The organism is Paenibacillus alginolyticus DSM 5050 = NBRC 15375, assembly GCF_000422905.1.
Classification (GTDB): domain Bacteria; phylum Bacillota; class Bacilli; order Paenibacillales; family NBRC-103111; genus Paenibacillus_E; species Paenibacillus_E alginolyticus.
Genome location: NZ_AUGY01000096.1, coordinates 1 through 22,594, shown reverse-complemented (window position 1 = coordinate 22,594; position 22,594 = coordinate 1). Strand labels below are relative to the sequence as shown.

The 22,594-nt window shown below is 44.7% G+C and carries 17 protein-coding genes; 16 read left to right on the top strand and 1 reads right to left on the bottom strand.

Going from position 1 to position 22,594, the window contains the following annotated elements; all coding sequences use genetic code 11:
• Positions 1-102: 102 nt before the first annotated feature.
• The 16 genes from G519_RS0131120 (at position 103) to G519_RS45385 (ending at position 21,308) form a co-directional block, all read left to right on the top strand.
• A complete protein-coding gene (locus G519_RS0131120) occupies positions 103-2,355 on the top strand; it encodes a helix-turn-helix domain-containing protein (RefSeq protein WP_029197982.1) in 2,253 nt (750 codons plus the stop codon).
• Between the two features lie 132 nt (positions 2,356-2,487).
• Positions 2,488-4,203: an alpha-L-fucosidase gene (locus tag G519_RS45395; protein ID WP_051253847.1), complete on the top strand. Its 1,716-nt coding sequence runs from the start codon at positions 2,488-2,490 to the stop codon at positions 4,201-4,203.
• A 386-nt stretch (positions 4,204-4,589) separates the two neighbouring features.
• Positions 4,590-5,444: an ABC transporter permease gene (locus G519_RS0131110; RefSeq protein ID WP_084160422.1), complete on the top strand. Its 855-nt coding sequence runs from the start codon at positions 4,590-4,592 to the stop codon at positions 5,442-5,444.
• A 12-nt stretch (positions 5,445-5,456) separates the two neighbouring features.
• Positions 5,457-6,350, top strand: coding sequence for a carbohydrate ABC transporter permease (locus G519_RS0131105; RefSeq protein WP_029197980.1), 894 nt, complete (start codon positions 5,457-5,459; stop codon positions 6,348-6,350).
• A gap of 132 nt (positions 6,351-6,482) precedes the next feature.
• Entirely contained in the window at positions 6,483-8,120 is a 1,638-nt protein-coding gene (locus tag G519_RS0131100) for an extracellular solute-binding protein (RefSeq protein ID WP_029197979.1), read from the top strand.
• A 71-nt stretch (positions 8,121-8,191) separates the two neighbouring features.
• The gene (locus G519_RS50660; RefSeq protein ID WP_154669633.1) at positions 8,192-8,344 is read left to right on the top strand and encodes a hypothetical protein; all 153 of its coding nucleotides are present in this window, start codon (positions 8,192-8,194) and stop codon (positions 8,342-8,344) included.
• An 84-nt stretch (positions 8,345-8,428) separates the two neighbouring features.
• A complete protein-coding gene (locus G519_RS0131090) occupies positions 8,429-9,556 on the top strand; it encodes an IS110 family RNA-guided transposase (protein WP_029197978.1) in 1,128 nt (375 codons plus the stop codon).
• A 992-nt stretch (positions 9,557-10,548) separates the two neighbouring features.
• On the top strand, positions 10,549-10,893 hold the full coding sequence (locus tag G519_RS0131080; RefSeq protein WP_029197977.1) for an RHS repeat protein: 345 nt from the start codon (positions 10,549-10,551) through the stop codon (positions 10,891-10,893).
• An 87-nt stretch (positions 10,894-10,980) separates the two neighbouring features.
• On the top strand, positions 10,981-11,160 hold the full coding sequence (locus G519_RS0131075; RefSeq protein WP_029197976.1) for a hypothetical protein: 180 nt from the start codon (positions 10,981-10,983) through the stop codon (positions 11,158-11,160).
• A gap of 49 nt (positions 11,161-11,209) precedes the next feature.
• Positions 11,210-12,097 carry a hypothetical protein gene (locus G519_RS0131070; RefSeq protein WP_029197975.1) on the top strand — a complete coding sequence of 296 codons (888 nt, stop codon included), beginning with the start codon at positions 11,210-11,212 and terminating at the stop codon, positions 12,095-12,097.
• A 366-nt stretch (positions 12,098-12,463) separates the two neighbouring features.
• Positions 12,464-14,152, top strand: coding sequence for an extracellular solute-binding protein (locus G519_RS0131065; protein ID WP_036634427.1), 1,689 nt, complete (start codon positions 12,464-12,466; stop codon positions 14,150-14,152).
• 81 nt (positions 14,153-14,233) lie between these two features.
• On the top strand, positions 14,234-15,139 hold the full coding sequence (locus G519_RS0131060; protein ID WP_029197973.1) for an ABC transporter permease: 906 nt from the start codon (positions 14,234-14,236) through the stop codon (positions 15,137-15,139).
• Positions 15,140-15,170: 31 nt separating this feature from the next.
• Positions 15,171-16,055, top strand: a complete 885-nt coding sequence (locus G519_RS0131055; RefSeq protein WP_029197972.1) for a carbohydrate ABC transporter permease — start codon at positions 15,171-15,173, stop codon at positions 16,053-16,055.
• Between the two features lie 42 nt (positions 16,056-16,097).
• Positions 16,098-17,831, top strand: a complete 1,734-nt coding sequence (locus G519_RS0131050) for a sensor histidine kinase (RefSeq protein WP_029197971.1) — start codon at positions 16,098-16,100, stop codon at positions 17,829-17,831.
• A gap of 29 nt (positions 17,832-17,860) precedes the next feature.
• Positions 17,861-19,531, top strand: a complete 1,671-nt coding sequence (locus G519_RS0131045) for a response regulator transcription factor (RefSeq protein WP_029197970.1) — start codon at positions 17,861-17,863, stop codon at positions 19,529-19,531.
• A gap of 121 nt (positions 19,532-19,652) precedes the next feature.
• Positions 19,653-21,308 (top strand): DUF4855 domain-containing protein, encoded by a 1,656-nt coding sequence (locus G519_RS45385; protein WP_036634435.1) that lies wholly within the window; start codon positions 19,653-19,655, stop codon positions 21,306-21,308.
• A gap of 330 nt (positions 21,309-21,638) precedes the next feature.
• Here the strand turns inward: G519_RS45385 and G519_RS50655 are convergent, their stop codons facing one another.
• Entirely contained in the window at positions 21,639-22,499 is an 861-nt protein-coding gene (locus tag G519_RS50655) for an IS3 family transposase (RefSeq protein ID WP_244280087.1), read from the bottom strand.
• Positions 22,500-22,594: the final 95 nt, after the last annotated feature.

The window sequence follows — 22,594 nt, the reverse complement described above, 5'->3', positions numbered from 1 at the left end:
TCACAAAATCAAATCAATCAGATTCGTCATCGAGGCGGCAAGAAAGCTCAACTGCATATTGAGCTTTCTTGTCCGTTTGCTGCTAATTGGGGGATGAAGTGTATGGGGAAAACCTGGTTTTTCAAGACGCTTTTGTTTAACTTGTCTATTTTACTGGCGGTTGGAGCCTTTCTGCTGATTTTATTATTTTATTTTCTTATGAAACAAAACGAAGACGAAATGAAACATGTCAGCGCGCAATATGCCATTCAGGTTATGCAAACCGTCGACTCCAAATTGCAATTGATTGACCAAGAGGTTCTAAAGGAGCTTGTCACGTCTTCTGAACTAAACAATTTCCTGGCAAATGGGGCCAAAGACCAATTTTACGTAAATTATCTTACCGTTCAGGAAATATTAAGAATGAAGGAATCCTATTCATTGATCGATTCGATTTATCTTGTCCACCCCAAACAAGACTATGTGGTTAGTACCAGTACTATACAATCACTCCGGCAATATGGCGATTATTCATTTATTAAAAATATCAGGGATCAGGTCTCTCCAGTAATTTGGTCAAATGCTCGTTGCTTTCTTGAATTTACGAATAAGGGCTGCACGGATGTAGTTAGTTTGGTTCGGAAATATCCTTCCCCGTCAGCAGATGGTATTTATGTGGTTGTCAACATTTCCACCAACTCTATCAACCGTTTAATCGAATCGTTTTATGATTTCAAACTACACGAAATTCAAATTAGCGATCGTTCGGGAAAAACATTTCTCAGCTCAAAGAAGGATATTTCCAGGCAAACAACAGATTTTAAAATAGTTATGTCTACAGTTATTTCTCCGTATACAGGATGGACCGTTGCAAGCGGGTCGGAAAATCAAAAAGTCGTCTCCGCAGCTAAAATGCTGACGAATATATGGATGATTATCGGTCTTATATTGGTTGTGTTTGGTTCTGTTGTTATGATTTTTAGCACTCGAAAACAATATAAGCCGATTCAAAATATATTTTTACGGATCAGTTCAGTACCCTTTTTTGGATCCAATCAACATCTTTCTGGAAAGAATGATTTGAAGTTAATTGAATCCGCCTTAAATCTGATGATCGAAAAGTCGAGCCAATTTCAATTATTGTTGGAAGAAGACAGCCACTTGCGAAAACGGCAGTTTTTTCATGATTTGATCGAAGGCACCAGAATAATCACGCAGGATGAATGGCAGGAAAACGAAATCAGGCTTCAAGTACCTAAGCTCTTGAAATATCAATGGAGCGTGATCGTTGAAATCGACCGTTTTCATCATTTTAGCGAGTCTTATTCGCTGCGGGATCAAAATTTGTTACGGTTTACACTCATCCAAGTTTTTAAAGAGATCGTTGAGTCCTATGAAGGTACAATCTGGTCGGACTGGATTTCTCCCAACCAATTTTGCAGTATGATTCAATTCAATACTTCTCAGGCAGATTCACTCGAAGAGCTTGTGAAGCGGTTTCACAATTGGTCGAATCACAATTTGAAGTTTTCCATAACGATTGGGGTAGGGGAGCAAGCCGATTCGATTGGGGCTATTTCGGAATCCTACAAAGAGGCCAAGATTGCCATCCAATTTAAAGCAACCATTGGCGTCGCCAACGTCATTTCTTACAACGAAGTACAAAAGATGGATAACCGTAAATATTTTCATGACTTTTATGGTCGTTTACAGTTGCTTGCTCAGAGTATCTGGATTCAAGATGAAGAATGGAAAGAGAAGTTTTTTGAAGCTTTTTTGAAAATGAAGGAGTGTCGTATTTCTCGGGACGATGTAGCCAGATTGCTTTTATATTTTATCAGTCAATTTGAACATCAAGAGCCGGTAAAACTTCATGATCATCCTCTGGAATATCAAATTCGTTTAGATAAGATGAAGGTACAGATCGAGCAATATGAGGAGATTGAACAACTTCAAAACCAGTTTTATTTGGAATTGTCTGAACTGTATAAGCACATCAACGCCGACAGGCTTCAGGGGAAACATTATCATTTGATTCGTGAAATAAAAGCATATATCGAGGAGCATTTTACGGATTCCAATTTGTCGCTGGAGTTGTTAAACGATAAATATGGGATTGGAGTGAAGAATTTAAGCAAGCTATTCAAAGATGAATTCGGCGTCAATTTTATCGATTATGTGACAGAACTCCGAATAGAGCAGGCCAAAACCTTTCTGATCGAGACTGACAAGACCGTTCAGGAAATAGCCGAAGAGGTGGCTTATTCAGGGGCGGTTGCATTCGGCCGAGTTTTCAAAAGGGTAGTTGGGGTTTCCCCCAGCACGTATAGAGAACGGATGAGGCTCGAAACAAGGAAGCATATTAACAGCGGATGATGCTCGGGCCATTCTTAGAAAACGGTTAAAACATAGAGAAGTGTTTATTGCTCAAAACTTTAAAATCATACTATACTTGGGCACGAGCATGCTTAGAGATGGTGCTGAACAATAAATAAACGAGGTGCGAATATGACATCAGAAGAAAGAATAGCTTGGTGGAGGGAAAGCCGCTTCGGCATGTTCATCCATTGGGGGCTTTACAGCCTGCTGGCCAGGGGCGAATGGGTGCAGTTTTTTGAAAGGATCCCTGTCAAAGAGTATGAAAAGTTGGCAAATGAGTTCAATCCTACCCGGTTTGATGCGGATGAATGGGTACGACTGGCTAAGAACGCAGGAATGAAGTATATTGTCATCACAGCTAAGCACCATGACGGGTTTTCCATGTTCAAAACGGAGGTTAGCCCGTTCAACATTGTGGATGGCACACCTTATGGACGGGAAATCATGACGGATCTGGCGCGTGCTTGTGAACGCGAAGGGTTAAAGCTCTGCTTCTACTACTCCCATGTACGCGAATGGCGGCATCCACATGCCCAAAGCCTTGAGGCACAGGGGGCAGACTGGTTGGGGAACTACGGTAACTTCTGGGATTACCGCGACGAAAGGAGTAAAAACCTTCAAACCTATATAGATGAGTTTGACAAACCACAGCTGAAAGAGCTTCTTACCCAATATGGACCCATCGGGATTATCTGGTTTGATACGCCTTCCCTGATTCGGGGCGACCAGGCGCAGGAACTGGTAGACTTGATCAGGGAATTGCAGCCGGATTGCCTCGTAAACAGCCGCGTAGCAGACAATGAGGACGTGGATTATGATTACTTGAGCCTAGGCGATTGCGAGATACCTGGGATTCCTGCGGGAGTAGATTGGGAGACACCCATGACCATCTGCGATGCGTGGGGGTATAATGCACTGCCTAATAACAAGTATCGTTCATCAGAAGAGCTAATCCATCAACTGGTTGATATCGCGAGCTTGGGAGGCAATTACCTGTTGAATGTAGGTCCTACCGCTGACGGAGTGATACCGGAACAGGCACAGAAGCTTTTGAAAGCAGTAGGCAATTGGATGAATGTCAATGGCGAAGCCATATATGGGACTAAAGGCTCTCCGTTTGCAAAACGTCCTCAATGGGGCAGGATCACAAGTAAGGGAAACATGCTCTACCTTCATGTCTATGAATGGCGAAAGCTTATTTCTCTCGTTGGTTTGAAAAACAATGTTAAGAGATGCTATCTACTCTCCGACCCCAGCTTCGGTATCGGATATAAGCAGTTCCAGGACAATCCGTTGGGTATTCACAGGCTGGAGATCGAACTTCCCCTGATAACCCCGGATCCGTATTGTACGGTTTTGGTGGTCGAGATTGAAAGCGAACCTGATGTGGACCAAACCATCATCCAGGAAGAGTCGAACGTGATCCAGCTTTCCGCCATTCAAGCATCTATCCATAAAGAAGCGGAAGAAAGCACATTAAAGCTTGCGCGTACAGGCGCATTACAAGACTGGTTTTATCCGGAGGACTGGCTAAGCTGGGATTATATCGCCACTCAGCCGGGTGAATACGAGGTTCAGCTTCTGGTGAGTAGTGGCTCAAGCAGTCAGGAATGGGATTACGGTCATGAATTGGAAATCATGATCAATCACCAGAAACTACTATGCCGGGTAGAGGACGAAATAACCGGGAATTTGTCTTATCAGCCGCTTACGATAAAGGCGGGACGGATCAAGCTTGAAAAGGTGGCACATTATAACGCTGAACTTAAAGCCTTAAAGATCAACCGGACAAACCTGAAAGGACTGCCTTTCTTGTCGCTTCAGCTCATTCCGACTGATGAGTAATCAAAAGCATGACATTTATTTCAACTGCCTGTCGTCGCTACGACAGGGTTCTTTTTTTTACTTGCTTGAAACTGTTGGTCTAGCATCCGGCAAATCCGCGGCTATGGCAAGCTAAGCTTGGAATTCGTTGCTCGGGTAAAAACAGTTTCTTGTAAGAAATCGGATTAATCGCTCACGGAGAAATCCGTATAGCCGGGTAAGAACGGTTTATATACGGATCGGCAGAACCAGTTTACAATTCAACTTACCAAGGAGAATCGCAAAGAAACCAAAGTTGAGGGGGAGAAGCATTGGAAACAGTAAAAGCGTTAGATAAGCGAAGATCAAGGTCCTTATTTTATAATAAGCCGAATGCTATTATAAAGCATTGGCAACTTTACTTGCTTATGGTTTTGCCACTCGCGCATGTGGTTATTTTCAAGTATATCCCGTTGTCGGGGATACTGATCGCATTTAAAGATTATAATGTAACGAAAGGAATCCTTGGCAGCCCTTGGGTTGGAATGAAGTATTTTCAGCAATTTTTTCATTCGCCCGATTTTTTTCTGGTGATTCGTAACACAATCGCTTTAAGCTTCTATTCATTAGTTATCAATTTTCCGGCGCCGATCATCTTGGCTCTGATGTTAAACGAAATCCGGAACGGGCCGTTCAAAAAAATCGTGCAAATGGCTACATATGCTCCCTATTTTATTTCGACGGTTGTCATTGTCTCGATGCTCATATTGTTTCTATCCCCCCATACCGGTTTTGTAAACGAATTCATGAACTGGCTTGGGTTTAATTCGGTTAACTTTATTGGAGAGCCCAAATACTTCCGTTCCATTAATGTATTTTCCGATTTATGGCAGGGTACAGGTTATGGTGCAATTCTTTACATGGCAGCGCTTTCAGGAGTTAATACCGATCTTTATGAAGCGGCCAAGATGGACGGTGCAACCCGGCTGCAAAAAATGATCCACATCGATATTCCTTATCTGGTACCAACCATTGTTATTCTTATGATCTTGAGTGTCGGCAACATCATGAGAATCGGATTTGAAAAAATCTATCTTCTGCAAAATCCTATGAATATCAGCATTTCTGAAGTGATTCCAACTTATGTTTACAAGGTCGGTCTGGTTTCAGCAAATTTCAGTTTTTCTTCGGCCGTCGGTTTGTTCAATTCCATCGTCAATCTGCTTTTGCTGCTTAGCGTCAACTATATCGCCAGAAAACTGTCGGAAAGCAGTTTATTTTAAAGGGGTGAGTGTATGAATGCGAAAATTCGGGAACCGTTCAGCGACCGGTTATTCGTTTATACGATATATTTCATATTGTGCTTGATATTAGTGGCGGTCATCTATCCCTTGATTTATATTGTCAGCTCATCTGTCAGCGATCCGCAGGATGTCATTGCCGGAAATGTATGGCTATTTCCAGTGAATCCGACTCTCGTCGCTTATAAGGCAGTTCTGAGTAACTCGCAAATCATGACCGGATTTCTGAATTCTATCTTCTATTCCATAGCTGGTACGACGATCTGCGTTTGTATGACCATCATGTTAGGTTATCCATTATCGAAAAAGACACTGGCCGGACGACATTACATCATGTTTTTTCTAGTGCTCACCTTATTGTTCGAAGGCGGCTTGATTCCTTTATATTTGACGGTCAAAAACCTCGGGTTATTGAACACCCGTTGGGCGATGTTGCTGCCAGGCGCCCTTACCGTATGGCAGGTGATTGTGGTTCGTACCTTTTTCCAATCAACGATTCCTGCCGAGCTGTCCGATGCCGCCGAAATCGACGGATGCAGTGATATCCACTTTTTGTTAAAGGTTGTCATCCCGCTGTCCAAACCGATTATCGCCGTGCTTGTTTTGCAATATGCCGCTGGCATCTGGAATTCTTATTTTGATGGGATGATTTACTTGAACGACGCAAAGTTATTCCCATTACAGGTTATTTTAAGAAACATTCTTATTCTCAATCAATTCGATCCGACGATGATGAAGGATGTACAGGAGATGATGAAGAACCAAAATATGACAACGTTGCTCAAGTATGCACTCATTATCGTATCCAGCGGGCCGGTGCTTCTTATTTATCCGTTTATTCAAAAGTACTTTGTAAAAGGGATCATGATCGGTTCGCTGAAAGGGTAATGAGCCGTATCTTAGGAAACATGAATTTAAGGAGGTGATATATGTTAAATCAAGCATGGATGAATCTATTCAACTCTATTCAACATCGAGTATGTGAATGTAAGGGGTAAAATTAAAAGGGAGGCAAACAAAATGAAGCAGAAAGTAGCGAAAATTGTTTCCGGCATGGTAGTTGTATCCATGGTATTGACTGCTTGTTCCACAAAGTCCGGCTCCGATGCAACGGCTGAGCAAACATCGAATGACACTTCGGCTGCAAAGGCTGTAACGCTAACCATTTTCACCGACCAATCGCCCAGAATTGAGAATTATGAAACCAACTGGTTTACGAAGCAATTGGAGAGCAAATTGAATATTACATTGAAATTCAGCTTGACGCCCAGTGATTCGATTCAACAAAAAAAACAACTGTTGTTTGCGAGCGGAGAATACCCCGAGGTCATCATGACCGGTATGCCTCCGACCGATCAATACAAATATGGAACCACTGGGGTGTTAATGCCCTTAAATGATCTGATTGAGCAATATGCGCCAAATATCAAAAAGGCGTTTCAGGAAAATCCGGACTTGAAGAATGGTGCGACATCCGCAGACGGGAACATTTATTCCTTACCTCAAAATCAGATATGCTTCCATTGTTCGTATAGTCAGAAGATGTGGATCAATCAAAAGTGGTTGGATAAGCTCGGCTTGAAAATGCCGGAAACGATCGATGATTTCTATAATGTGCTAAAGGCATTCAAAGAGCGCGATCCGAACGGAAACGGGAAGAACGATGAAATACCTCTTAGTGGAGCGATCAATACTTGGAATGGCGAAGTGTATGGATTTTTGATGAATCCGTTTATTTACAATGACCGCACTACTTACTTAATGTTCAATGGCGGCAAATTGGTGTTCGTCAGCGATAAACCGGAATACAAAGAAGGGCTTAAATACATGCATAAATTGTTTGCGGAAAAGTTGATCGATCCCGCATCGTTCACGCAAAATCTGGATTCTCTTGAGCAAATCGGGACGAATCCGGCTGAAATATTAGGCGCATACCCAGCTGGACATATGGCCATGGGCGTACCGTTAACCAGCCCGCTGCAAAAGGATTACGTAGCGGTTCCGCCACTCAAGGGACCTGGCGGGCAGATGACCGCCTATTTCCCGCCCAGCTATAATAACGGAGTTTGGTCCATCACCAATAAAGCTTCAAAGGAGCAGGCCATCGCCGCTATCAAGATTGCGGATTACATGTACACGGAGGAAGGGACGATTCTCAGCACTTACGGACCGGAAGGCAAAAACTGGACCAAAGCGAAGCCTGGGGATAAAGACTTTAATGGCGATCAGGCTGTATATTACTATAAACCGGGCGATTACCAATCGGAAAATATGGTTCAAAACGATACCTGGAGTCAGAACGGTCCGATTAGTTTGACGGAAGCTCTTCGTGAAAAGTTTGTTGCGCCGACCGGCGATTTGTTTAATCCGGATTCATACGAATTTCGCTTGTTTAAAGAAACCAAAGATAAATATGTTGGACACGAACCGAAACAGGCGCTCCCGAATGCCCTGCCGTTTAAACCGGAGGAAGCTGACGAAGTGGCACAGCTGAAAACGTCGATCCAAAAATACGTTGATCAAAACACCGTATTATTCATCACCGGCGGCAAGGATATCGATGCGGGATGGAGTTCCTATGTGGAAGACTTCAAGAAGCTGAACGTAGACCGATATATCCAGTTGTACGAAGCGGCTTACGGACGGATTAAAAAATAGGTATTTGACGTGACGATACCAGAGAGCCGTTTCAGTGAAATGACTTGGCGAACAGGAAGGCAAATTTATGCGTGATTATGTTAGGGTTGAAAGTGCTTATAAATGGGAAGGATGTTCGAAGAAAATCAAGTATTAGACTGACCCCAGGAATTGAAACAGCGACAGCCATGGAAGAGAAAATAGTTATTATGAACGAAACCGACATCCTCTTTGCTTCGACGTAGGTTAATTCGGAAACAATGGATTTAGAGCAAGTTTCTATTGTCATCCCAATCAAAGCTACTAATTAAAAGGAGTCGGTTTCTACTATGAGTAATGTCACAAAATACGTTGGCTTTGACGTGTCCAAAACAAAAATTGCCGTGGCTATCGCTGAAGAAGGAAGACAAGAGCCACGCTATTGGGGTGTAATTCCACATTCGAAAGAAGCGATCCGCAAGCTCATCGAACAACTGCGTAAAACAGAAGATATTGTATTAGAAGTGTGTTATGAAGCTTTACCTACCGGATATGTACTGTACCGCTGGTTGTTGGAGATGGCCGTTTCATGCACCATCGTGGCCCCTACTCTCATACCTAAACGTGCAGGGGATCGGGTAAAGACCGACAAACGAGATGCGCTACGGCTTGCTCAATTGTTTCGAGCTGGAGAACTCGCTTCCATCTACATCCCTACACCTGCGGATGAAGCTCTTCGTGACTTAGTTCGTGCCAGGGAAGATGCAAAGGAAGATTTGAACCGACACAAGCAGCGGTTAGGAAAGTTTCTGCTACGAAACCAGCTTGCAGATCCAAAGGGCTCTAGTCCTTGGACTCATGGTTACGAAGCGTGGCTCGACACTCTAAAGTTCGCAGACGACTGTCAACGTCTTGCTTACCAAGAATACCGACAAAGCATATGGGAAACCAAAGAAAGAATTAAAAGGTACGAAAAGGAGATTGAAAGACAAGAAGAAATTAATATACAAGCTCCGCTAATTCAAGCACTACAAGCATTACGTGGTGTGGCCGTTCTTACTGCAACGACACTTGCATCAGAAATTTGCAGTATCTCGCGATTCCCCCATGCCTCATCTTTCATGAGTTATTGCGGCCTTGTTCCAAGCGAAAGTTCATCAGGCGATAGCCGCTGGCAAGGTAAGATCACGAAAGCAGGCAACGCTCATCTCCGGAGAGTATTAGTGGAATCAGCATGGAGCTATCGGTACAGCCCAGCAGTTAAGAGGAAGATGAGGGAGCGTATTACCGGTCTGACGCCAGAGGTGCAAGGGATTGCTTGGGAAGCACAGAATCGTCTGCACAAGAAATTCAAAAACATGATGCGGATGGGAAAACATAAAGGAGCCATCACAGTTGCTATCGCGAGAGAACTCGCAGGATTTGTATGGGCGATTGCCAAAGAGATAGAGAAGGGTAGGCAAAATGTTGCAGTTTGAAGTAACTAACACTATTTGATATTAGCATGCAAGAACTACATTCTGAAGGGAGCGATGATATAGGGGGAGATCATTTATTACCTCGGGGGCAAATCAGGTAAGGTGAAGAGAAAATCCGCGTAGGACTTTTGTGCAGCTCTTAGTGGCGAATGCCCGTAAATAGTTAGCGGTATACTCTTCAGACGTATGTAGAATGTGTGAGAATCCACGAATATCAGATTGCCAACCAGCGAATTGTTTTTGCCTCCGAGCTAATGAATGATCCACCCCTCCCGTCCCCTAAAGGGGAAACGCAGGGAGTACACTCCCTGCACCCGTTACTCGCCGTAAGGCAGCCCCGGCATATGGCATGCCGGGGAACCTTAAAGTATGGAAAGATTAGGGCATCTGTCAAGAAAACCACTTGACAGACTCTTATTTAAGTACGCCAAAAACTAGAGAGCAACAGAGCCGCTTGACAGGTTTCGTTCATATCAAAGTCCTAGACTGTCGCTGTTTCATTGAACTATCGTCTCCGTTAGCGAAATCGCCGTTCCGCTACTATTTTACATTTGAACCGAATGCTATTTTATTTCCATCATAATCTTGAACAATGAACTCTTTCCATGTATCGTTAACCATTCGAGTTCTTTCAACAAATAAAGCTCCCCTTAAACAAAGCTCTTCGTACAGTGAGTCCAATTCATCTCCATTTGTGGTATAAGCATAAAAATGCCAATCAGTCTCTATAGGAATTACAGACCCTTCGTTCAACGTCCTTTTTACAGTTCTCCACAGTCATCATTAAAAATCCAAGAACATTAATGTAGTATTCCTCCGACTTGAGTTTATCCGTTACCGTTATTTTGATAAAAAGAACCACCATCTACGCTACCATAGTTATAACTGATTTTACGATCGACTTCACTTGATCCATCTGTGCGTGTAAACGCATCTTGCCTAGCTAGTGGCTGATTCTGTCGTATTTAAGGAGGATAAATTCGTAGGGGCATTTGGCGAGGAACCTTGTTGTAAAGTACGTAGACAGAAATGGACAAGTTCAAACCTATGAATACGATAATCGGAATTTTTTAACGAAAAATATCACAACAAACAATACAATCTCGTTCAGCTATGATGCGGCAGGCAGAAGAATGACAATGACGGATGGTTCAGGTCCTGTTCCAACCTCCTATGTATACGATCCGTCGACAAAGCGCCTGAATAAAGTAACCTATCCCGACGGTAGGACACTTGCATATCAATATGATGACCAAGGTAATCGGAAGCAATTGACCGATCCATTTGGTAATGTGACGGTCTATGATTATTATCCGATGGGCGAAATGATTAAATGAATTTGGTAAAGAAATTCGCACCTTATGTTCTAAACCAAGAAATCGCACCATATTGTGAAGTAAAGACATCGATAGGGAGGCAAAACCATGGCAGCAGCCAAATATCCAGGGCTAGATGGAATTGCACTTAAGTACATTCATACCCAGATTACAAACGAAACCAAAGATGTGAACGAATTTATTCTTTCGAACATGAAGACAGAAGACGGAGCCAAGACTTATCTTGATGTTTATCGCGAAGTTTATGGCAACAATGCAAAGCTATAAGGATGAGGGAGTTCTCTCCCTCTCCTTATAAAAGAAAGGGAGATATTTTATGGAGTTGATGTGGACCAAATCAGAAGCAGCCCGACAACTGGGAATGGGCGAATCTGGTGTTCGGAAATTAATCGAAAGAAATGTGCTGCAAACGGTTCGTATGGACGAAAACGGAAGGGAGTACGTATTGGGCCGAAGTGTGCTAGAAGAAAGACAACGAAGAATTAACCTCATTTATGATCAATATCGTCGGCACCAGGAAGGTACATGTTACTGCGGTTGTGGAGAAGAGGTAAAATCTAATCGACGGTTCCAAGTAGGCCATGATGAACGCCTGAAACGGGCATTGATTAGTACGTATTTAATCGGGAACAAAGAAGATCAAATCATTGCCCAGAAGTTAGCTAAACAACTATCGATCAAACTTGATCCATCCATTAAACATCGCAATATATCCATCCCTCAAACCATTACCATAAAAATTAATAACCTACAAGGTAAGGAAGGGATCCCTATGTCGGAAAAAGCAATCGAAATGCTTGAACAAATGAAAAAAAGTAAGTTTATCTTTGATCATAAACTAGGTCAAATTTTCAATAAAAAAGCGAGCGTTTATAAACAGGCGGTGTTGGATATTTTAGATTTATTGATAGACCATGCAGAACGAGTGGAATTTATCCCTACCATGGATAAAAACAAAGTTAAAGAATTCCCTGTAGCCATAATGTTTTCTGAAATTTGGGCGATTATGGAGCCGTTAGTCCCCATTCCTCAAACGCCATTTGTATACACGAGTGAAGGAAAGAATATGTGGTATGATCCTTGTGATGCTTATTTCGAATTAAGAGAATTATTGAATCAAACGGACGGTCCTATTGGTGTCTGTTTGAACTTCAAAGAGAAGGCAGAAAAAGAAAGGGTCAAAGAATTGATTTCTGGTATTTAAAAAGCTCAGCAAACACCAAAGGTAAACATCCGCTCCTGCGCTTACAGCTGCAGTGAGCAGTTTTGGTCCGTGCCGGATGGAAATTTGTCTGCAGCATTTCAAAACTAATTTGTAATTCAAACAATTTACCCCTAAATCCATTTCAAAACTTTATTTGTCATTGTAATTTACACGAAAAAGCCAGCAAACCCTTGTGTTTGCTGGCTTTCTTCATTTCAAAACCAATTTGTCATCCAACATGTATATCAAAGTAAACACCGGTATATGGAAGGATCGCGTTTCTTTTCTTATACTTAAAACTAACAAAGGAAGTTGAAACGCGTACAGCATCCGGAGGAACATGTTGAGCCAAATGGGAGGGGTCGTATGAAAATGAAACTGAGAGGGAAGGAAGTTCTCACAACTGCTTTGATTACAAGTCTTATCGCCGCAACGGCGTGCAGCAGCAAACCGGAGAATAGCCCGCAACCGTCCGCGTCCGCGACAGCAGTTGCAGCTGGAGCACAAACGCCGGATTCGAAAAAAGTGCTTGAGGTGTCCACAATCAGAGAAGGCGATCCGTATTTGAAATTCGACGCAGGTGAAAGCTTCGACAAAAATTCCGTGTACGAAGCCTACGAGAAAGACGTCGGGGTCAAAATTACGAATCAATGGATTGCTGCCGATACCAATCAATACAAGGAAAAACTGAAGATTGCCATTGCTTCAAACGACATTCCTGACTTTATGCTGGTTGATGCTACTCAGCTGCAGCAGATGATTGAAGCGGATATGATTATGGATATTACTAGCGTTTACGATAAGTTCGCTACTCCGGAAACCAAAAAATTCATGCAAGCGGACGGCGGTACCCAAATGAAATCGGCCACTTTTGGCGGAAAGCTGATGGCAATTCCGAGCACGTCCAATCCGTACTACGCCCAGTTTCTATACGTGCGTACCGACTGGCTCAAGAAGCTGAATTTGCCGGAGCCGAAAACGATGCAGGATCTGATGACCATCGCGGAGGCGTTTAAGACGAAGGATCCTGGAGGAACTGGAAGAGCTTACGGGATTGCATTCAACAAGGATATGAAGGAAGACGGTGCAACTGGCTTCATCGGTTTCATGAATGGCTACCATGCCTATATGGACTCGAATGCGGATTCCAATCACTGGATTGATGACGGTACCGGCAAACTTGTCAAGGGTTACGTACAGCCGCAAATGAAAGAAGCGCTCAAGGCGCTGCAAGACATGTTCAAAAAAGGTCTGATCGATCCGGAATTTGCCGTGAAGGACACGCAAAAGGAATCGGAACTCATTTTCGGTAACAACATTGGTCTTGTATATGGCGCCGAATGGGTGCCGGCGCACCTTGCGACCGGTGCGATCAAAGACGGCAAACAAGTGCAGGAGTGGGGCGTATATCCGATTCCATCCGTGGATAACAATCCGGCCAAAGCACAAATCGGGATAGGCGGCGACAGATATTACGTCGTGTCCAAGAAGGCGAAAAATCCGGAAGCCGTCATGAGGCTGCTCAATCAATGGATTGTCGTGGATAACAATCAGACGGAAGATAACAAAGTTTACGAATTTGGTAAAGACCGTGTGGAAAAGAAAAGCAACTACTGGTTGCTTAATCCACTCAGGGTTGGCAGCTTATCGAACAATAACGGCGAAGTGCTGCCGAAGGCGATCGCAGCCAAAGACGCGAGTATGGCAAAGACAAAAGATCAGAAATCTCGATACGAACGGGCTATGAAATATGTAAACGGCGATACGAGCATGTGGTGGGAATATTGGATTTCAGGTCCGAAGGGCTCTTACTCCCTTATTCCGGATATGAAAAAGAACAATCAGTTCGAACAAACGAAGTTTTACGGTGCCCCTACGCCAACTATGGTGGAGAAGAATGCGATCCTCGAGAAGAAGCGCGACGAAGTATTTTTCAAAATTATTATGAACCAGGTATCGGTTGATGAGTTCGATAAATTTGTCGCCGATTGGAAGAAGCTTGGCGGAGACCAAATCACCAAAGAAGTGAATGATTGGTACGCGAAGAACAAATAATTCTTCTCAGGGGGAGGGATCAAGTACGATCCCTCTCTCTTTTAAACTCGGCGGGGTAATATAAGCAGGTGGTGGTGCATGATGAAATCGATCTCGCGCATGTGGAAACGTGAATGGCCGCTTCATTTGATGCTGATCCCGGGACTGATTTTTGTCATCGTTTTCAGTTACGTCCCAATGGCGGGCATTGTTATGGCGTTCCAAAAATATATTCCGACCAAAGGTCTGTTCGGTTCTCCGTTCGTCGGGTTGAAAAACTTCAATTATATGTTCGTCTATCCCGACATCGGCCGAATTTTTTTCAATACCGTCTATATTTCTGTCATGAAAATTGCAGCAGGCTTGTTCGTACCCATTACGATTGCTATCCTGCTCAACGAGATGAGCAGACAATGGATCAAACGAACGTTCCAAACGCTCGTTTACTTGCCTCACTTCATGTCCTGGGTACTGCTGAGCGGCATATTAATCGATGTGCTTTCCCCGACAACCGGGGTCCTCAATCAAGCGCTTGGTTTGCTTGGAATCGACCCGATTTATTTTCTGGGAAATAATCGTTGGTTCCCTTATGTAATGGTCGTTTCGGACGTTTGGAAGGAGTTCGGGTACGGTACGATCGTTTACTTGGCGGCATTAACAAGCATTAATCCGTCGCTGTATGAAGCTGCGGAAATTGACGGCGCAGGACGATGGAAGCAGACGCTGAACATTACGATTCCGGGCATGTTGCCGATTATTGTGCTGATGTTTACGTTAAACATTGGCAACGTCCTAAATGCCGGCTTCGATCAAATATTCAACTTGTACAGTCCGCAAGTATACGAAAGCGCCGACATTATCGATACGTTTGTGTATCGGATGGGTGTCGAGCAGTCTCAGTTCGGGTTCGCTACGGCGGTAGGGCTGTTGAAATCGATCGTTTCGTTTATCTTTATCTCGGTTTCGTATGTCCTCGCGTATCGTTTTGCGAATTATCGCATTTTCTAAATAGAGTTATGGGGAAGAGAGGGGAGACATCATGCGTTACAAAATGCCACTCGGCCGGCGGCTTTTCTTGAGCGGTAATGTCATATTTTTGGCGGGAATCTCTTTTGCCTGTCTGATGCCCATTATTCATATATTGGCCTTATCTTTCAGCAACGGGACGGCGGCAGCCGCCGGCAAGGTCATATTGTGGCCTGTCGACTTTACGACGGCTGCTTATAACAACGTATTCGGCAAGCCTGAATATTTGCGCGCTTTTGGGGTTTCATTCGAACGGCTCATTCTCGGAACGTCCATCAGTATGTTTTTGACGATTCTGACTGCATATCCATTATCGAAAGATGAGAGGCAGTTTCGGCTAAGGACATTTTACGTATGGGTGTTCGTGTTCACTATTTTATTCAGCGGCGGTCTCATCCCATGGTATTTGACGGTGAAATCGCTTGGCTTGATCGATACAATATGGGCTCTCGTGCTGCCGGGCGCGCTTCAGGTGTTCAACATTATTTTGCTGCTTAACTTTTACAGGAACCTGCCCAAAGAACTGGAAGAATCGGCACGGATTGACGGTGCCGGACATTTTGCGACACTATGGAAAATCTATGTTCCCTTAGCTCTTCCTGCGCTCGCGACGACCGGACTGTTTACGATGGTATGGCACTGGAACAGTTGGTTCGACGGCATGATTTTGATGAACCATCCCGACAATTATCCGCTGCAAACGTTCCTGCAAACCATTATTATTAAACTCGATTTCCGCTTCCTCAAGACACAGGACGCGGAGTTGATCAGCAAGTTGTCCGATCGAACTAGCAAAGCGGCGCAAATATTCGTTGCAGCTTTTCCCATATTGATCGTTTACCCGTTCTTGCAGCGTTTCTTCATAAAAGGAATTGTGATGGGGAGTGTCAAAGAATAAACATTCAGGATTCCCTACCAAAACTTAGCAGGTGAACGAATGATGAAGCGCTTTTTCCGACTGAGAGATTCTTCCATATTCAAAAAAATGTTGGCTGCCTTCATGGTAGTGCTGCTGCCGCTTATGGCCATTACATGGCTGATCAACGAGAAAGGCGTGGAAAGCATCCGCAAGGAAATATCTCAGTCGACACTAAATACGACGGGATATTACCTGGACTCGCTTGAAAAGGAGGCGGACCGGATTGTGCGATATTTGCCCAAATACGTGACGGACGACGACTTGATCGAATTAGCTGCTGCGGGCAATGAGTTGTCTCACTACGAACGGGCGGAGAAAATACTGGGCATTCAGAAGCGGCTTGTGTTGATGAAGGACTCCAGCCCGTTTATTCAGGAAGCGAAAGCGTATGTTCCTTCCATCGATCGAACGCTGATGAGCATCCAATACGACACGTCGATCAATAAGCAGGAATATGCGGCGATGCAGCCGAAAAATAGGCCATACGAGGAACCGTTCATTTATTGGAACGATCGGCTGTTCATCTCCATGCAGTACCCGGCGAATACTCGGCGTGAGCCGCTTTTCGTTGTCGGAGTCGAGTTGTCCGCTCGTAAAATCAAGGAATCGCTGGCTCAAATCGGCAGCTCGCTCGATGGCCGAAGCATCCTCCTGAGCGTGGACCGTGGCTGGCATATCCAGAGCGATGACGACCCAGCCCTGCTGGAGACGGTCGAGGCTTTTATCAAGGATAAAAAGGCAGGAAGTAAGAAAGAAGGCTACGAAACGGTCCAATACGGGGGAAAGAGCTATTTGTCGGTTTTCAAGTACTCTCCGCTATGGAACGCTTATTCGATAAGCTTGATTCCCGAAGCGAACGTGCTCGGTCCGATTCAAACCTACCGCGTTTGGTTTTGGTGGGCTTGCGTGCTCGCCGTTGTTGTCGGCCTATTTTTCTCCTACTTTCTGTTCAAGCTCATTTATAAACCGCTCATGCGGCTCGTTTATTCGTTCCGTCACGTTCAGCAAAACCGGCTGATGCCGATCACCATCGACCGCGGGCATGACGAATTCGGGTATTTGTATCAGGCCTTTAATGACACGATTCGGTCGCTGCGAACATTGATCGAAGAAAACTACGAGCAGCAAATCCGCAACCAGCGTTCGGAGCTCAAGCGGCTGCAATCGCAAATCAATCCGCATTTCTTATACAACTGCTTCTTTGTCCTGTGTCGGTTAATCAAATCCGATAGACAGAAGGAAAAAGCATACCAGTTTTGCTTATACATCGGTGAATATTTTCATTTCATTACGAGGGATGGTGAAGACGAAATCCCGCTAGCGTTGGAAGTGAAGCATTCCCGCACGTATGTAGACATGCAGACAGTCTGTTACGGGGATCGCATTCAAGTGAGGTTTGACAGCGATGTACCGGAGCTCTCCGTCCCTCGCTTAGTGCTGCAGCCGATCATCGAGAACGCTTACAAGCATGCGCTTGGTAACATGCGGACCGAGGGCGAACTTTGGGTACACTTCGAGAAGAACGAAGAGAGCCTATCTTTCTATGTCGAGGATAACGGGAGCGCCGTAACAGATGAAGAGATCGACCGGCTGAACACCCGTTTGCAGCGGTCTGAAGGCCGTCTCGAAGAGACGACAGGCCTTGTCAATGTTCATCGCAGAATCCAGCTTCGCTACGGAGCCGAGTATGGTATCACGATGGCGCGTTCCGCGCTGGGCGGCTTGAAAGTGAGGATTCATTTCGGCAGCAGTTAAGCCGCTTATTTCCCAGAGGAGGGGTAGGTATGTACCGATTGCTTATTGTCGACGATCTTCCGATCATCGTGGATGGTCTGATTGAGCTTTTTGAACAATCACATGATATGGACCTCGACATCCTGAAGGCTTATTCCGGCGAGGAGGCGTTGGAGGTCCTTCAGAACAACCGGGTCGATATCGTTATTTCCGACATTAAAATGCCCGGTCTTGAAGGGATCGAGCTGCTGCAGGAAATTAAAGCCCAGTGGCCGGCTTGCAAGGTCATTTTTCTAACCGGCTATAACGATTTCCATTATGTGCAGAGCGCCGTCACATACGGCAGTTTCGAATATCTACTGAAGATCGAAAGCGATGAGAAAATCATCCGTTCTGTCCAGCGGGCGATCGAGAAGTTCGAAGAGGAATACGATCAGCTGCAAATGTTTGAAAGAGCGAATAACCGGATGCGGTTGGCACTGCCATCACTTCAGAAAGATTACATTTCTGGACTTCTTCAAGGTAAATCTGTCACGAGCAGCCAATTGGAGAACCATTTTAAAGAGATCGATATGCCGCTGCGGACAGACATGCCGGTTTTTTTGCTGCTTGGAAGGGTCGATGGTTGGAGGGACATGATAACGGCTCCGGATAAAGCGCTGCTTATTTACGCCATGCAAAATGTTACCGAGGAGTTCTTGTCGCCACGCGTGCGCAGTTATTCCTATGTGTACGACCAGTCCAAAATCGTATGGTTCATCCAGCCCTTAGACGTGAGCGATGCGCCAACACCACATGATTCATCCGATTTACAGTGGAAACAAACATCCACGTATGTAAGCGGCATGCTTGAGAAGATTCAGCGTACATGCAAGAAGCTGCTGCAGCTGCCAGTCTCTTTTATTCTAAGCAGCGAGCATACGGCATGGAGCGGTGTTTTCGAAAGATTTCATAGCTTGAAATATGGATTTGTGTACGGTATGGGATTATCGAGCGAGGTTATTTTGAGCGATTCCGACATCAGACGGTCAGAGGAAGGCACGGCAGCGGATAAGCAGAACGATTTTTTCCATTATACCCGCGTACAACTGCTCGCCAAATCCCTGGAGAACAGCCACCGAGAAGAATTTTACAAGCTTTACCTGAAATTGACGGAGATTTGGAGCGAGGAAAACAGCCCGTACGAACGTAAAAAGGAGCTCTATCACTCTATGGCAGCTGTATTTCTAGCTTACATCAATAAAAGCTCACAGATGCGCGCATATTTGAATAAGGTTCATGATTTGGCTACGTTGTTCCAGTACGGTGACAATGACTCCTGGCTTTCCTTAAGGCAATATTTTATGCAAACGGCTGACTGTCTGTTCGACTGGAACGCAGTCCAAGGCGCGGTGCTTCCTGCGGAAGTAGTGCAAAAAGCGCACCGGTACATAGAAGCCTACATTTCCACGGATATTTCTTTAAATGCGATCGCGGACCACGTTGGATTGAATCCGTCGTATTTTTCCAGACTGTACAAGCAAATGACCGGTATCGGGTTATCCGACTACATCATCGACTTCCGGAATTTGAAAGCGAAGGAGCTGCTCATTGACAGCACCATGAAAGTGAACGAAATCGCCGCCGCACTCGGCTACAACTCCGCACTGGCCTTCATCCGCTTCTTCAAGAAGCAGAACGAAACGACGCCCCAAGAATTCAGAATGCTGCGGATAAAGTAAACAAGTGTATATAAAAGTAAGAAGTTATCTCTTTGTATGCAGGGACAGGTATTTTAGTATGAATAGTGAAGAGGCCTCTTCAAGCGTTATTATAGTGAACCTATTTTAAGGAGGGGAAATAATGAATTCGATGAAACAATGGATATCCCTGGCTGTTTGTATGGTGATGATGTTCGCATTAATGCCTGATGTACATGCAGCCGAGAAGCAACCGGAACTTCGTAATCTTGCCAAAGGTTTAAACTACGAGTGGTCGGAGACACCGGAATCCAATTATCCGGATACCGGGAATAAGCTTACGGATGGAATAATTGGCGGCTTGAACGTGTTGGATCCTGCATGGACGGGACATTTGCATAAAACTCGTGAAATCGTGTTTGATTTGGGAAGTTCCAAATCCATCTCCAGCATTAAAGCCCATTTCCTGCAAGACTGGCCGGGATCGGCCATTCTCTTTCCTCTGACGGTTTCCATGTACGCTTCCGACGATAAGCAGCATTGGGGGACGCTAGCCAATAAAGCAACAGAGCATCTGTGGAGCGACGGACCTCCTGTCGATCAATACTATGTTTGGGACGGAAACAAGGATGGCGTAGAGAAACCTGGCCATGACGCGACGATGGCATATGCCCGATATATTAAAGTGACTTTCTCCATGCATCCTAGAGCCTGGTCGTTCATAGACGAAATCGAGATCTGGGGGACCGATGGTAAAGCGAAGGGGGCAAAGATGGTACATGCCGATCCGTTCACTTATTTGCAGCCGGGTAAAGACACTGCAGGCATTTCCAATTTGTCGCTCTTATACAATGGCTATTATGCCAACGGAGAAGGCAACTGGACGAATGAGAAGCTGATTCCCGAAATTAGCTATATCAATAAAGAGGGGAAACCGGTCGATTGGTTCTTTGACGGCTTCCTTATGCTCGGATTGATGACACCGCAAGGGCGCGATTTTGGCGGCGGTGGGTCATACCTGTCAGACTGGAAATGGTATCTCGATAAGACGCTCTCCGATCAAGGTGACTTGCATCAACTCAACGAGGCGACCAAGGAAGTCGGAGCGAAACTTGGGCAGCCGAAGCATAAATCAAAGGTAGTCATGATGATACCGAATCCAGGAGAGTATTTATCCGATTTCGGCGATGTAGACGGCGACGGAATAATGGAGAACTTCAATGAGGGCATCGTAGGCAAAGAGGCGGCTTTGGCCAATAGACAGAAAGCCGTTAGTTGGTGGATTCAAGAGGTTAAGAAGCGTTGGAACATACAAAATTATTCCAATCTTGAGCTTGTCGGCATGTATTGGCTGGATGAGCAGGTAAGTACGAGTGAGACAGGACCAGAAACTCTCCGAATAGTCAATAAACTCGTTCACGATCAGGGCTTCAAGGCGTTCTGGATCCCTCACTTCCTGGCGTACAAAAGCTTTATGTGGCAAGATGTCGGCTTTGATGCAGCTGCTTTTCAACCAAACTATTACTTTGAGCAGCTGAATGTGGACCGGTTGGAAGATGCTTCCAATATAGCAAAGTCTTACGGAATGGGTGTGGAAATGGAATTTGATGACCGAATGCTGACTGATAAGGTGTTCCGCGACAGATTCTATTATTATCTCAAAGGCGGCGTGCAGTATGGCTATATGCGAAATGCATTTAAAGCCTATTACAAAGGCAGCGGTCCTGTCTTGAAGAATGCGGCAGCAAGCACAGATCCGGAAATCCGCAATTTGTACGACTCGCTTTACCGATTCACCAAGGGGACGTATTCCAGTTAATGGCCAGTTGATAAGCTGGTGAAAAAAGTATAGGGCTGGGATGAATCGGGAACTGCAGCAATCGGCAGCCCGCCCCGGCCTTTTTCGCATCGAACATTGGTCTTAAACAATGAAGGGGCTGTCCCATAAGGCGTTCATCTTTAGGCTGCCTCCTGTTTTCACTGTTGCAGTACATGGAAAACCTACCGTGAATTTGGGTATTTTTTCATAAAAAGAGAGTTTACATGGAAAATCTCCCGTTATTTCTGATGAATTCTCGCTGAATAGCGATTCCCCCCTAAATTAGAGGGAGGTTTGCTCTTCTGTCAAGAAAGTGGACACTCCTAATTTTCAGGCAGTGCGTCTATAATACTGCTGCTCAAAGCGTAGAGGGGACACATAGCCTAGCGTACTGTTGGATCTTTTGCGGTTGTAAAATAATTCAAGGTAACGATACAGCTTCTCATAGGCTTCCTGCTTCGTTTTGAATGTCGGGGTGCAGTAAATAAGTTCGCGCTTTAAAATGCTATGAAATGCCTCGATACAGGCATTATCATAGCAGTTCCCTTTACGACTCATGCTAGCTCTCATTCGATAGGTTTTGAGCTGTTTACGGTAGTCACTGGACGCGTACTGAGCGCCACGATCAGAATGATGAATAAGATTCTTTTTAGGCTTCTTTGCGCGATAGGCTTGTTTTAATGCGTCTAGCACGAGGTCTGTCGTCATGCTGTCGCTCAGTTTCCAGCCTACAATCTGTTTCGTATACAGATCCATTACGCTTGCTAAGTACAGTTTTCCTTCACGACAGGGAATGTAGGTAATGTCAGCTACCCATTTTTCATTGGGTTTTGTCGCTGAAAAGTCTTGCTCGAGTACATTTGGAGCGATGGGTTCATTGTGTTTCGAATCCGTTGTTGTTACTCTGAATTTCTTTGACATACAAGAGCGAAGGCCTTGTTCACGCATGATCTTGCCGACAGTACGCTCAGATACCCGCAATTCTTCCTTTTTAAGTTCATTCCAGATCCTTGGACTTCCGTACCGTTGATCAGAGTCCTTAAAGTGAAACTTAATCCGCTCTGTTAGCATCTCTTTGTGTTTTTGCTGTTCGGACGGTGCTGCCGTACGCCATTTGTAATAGCCGCTCCTGGATACTTTAAGCACGCTGCACATCTTCTCCACTGGAAACTCAGAGCGATGATCTTCAATGAATTGAAACCTTAATTCTTTGGTTTGCTGAAGATGTGCACCGCCTTTTTTACGATAGCCAATTCCTCTTCTACATCAGCTAAACGGCGGTCTTT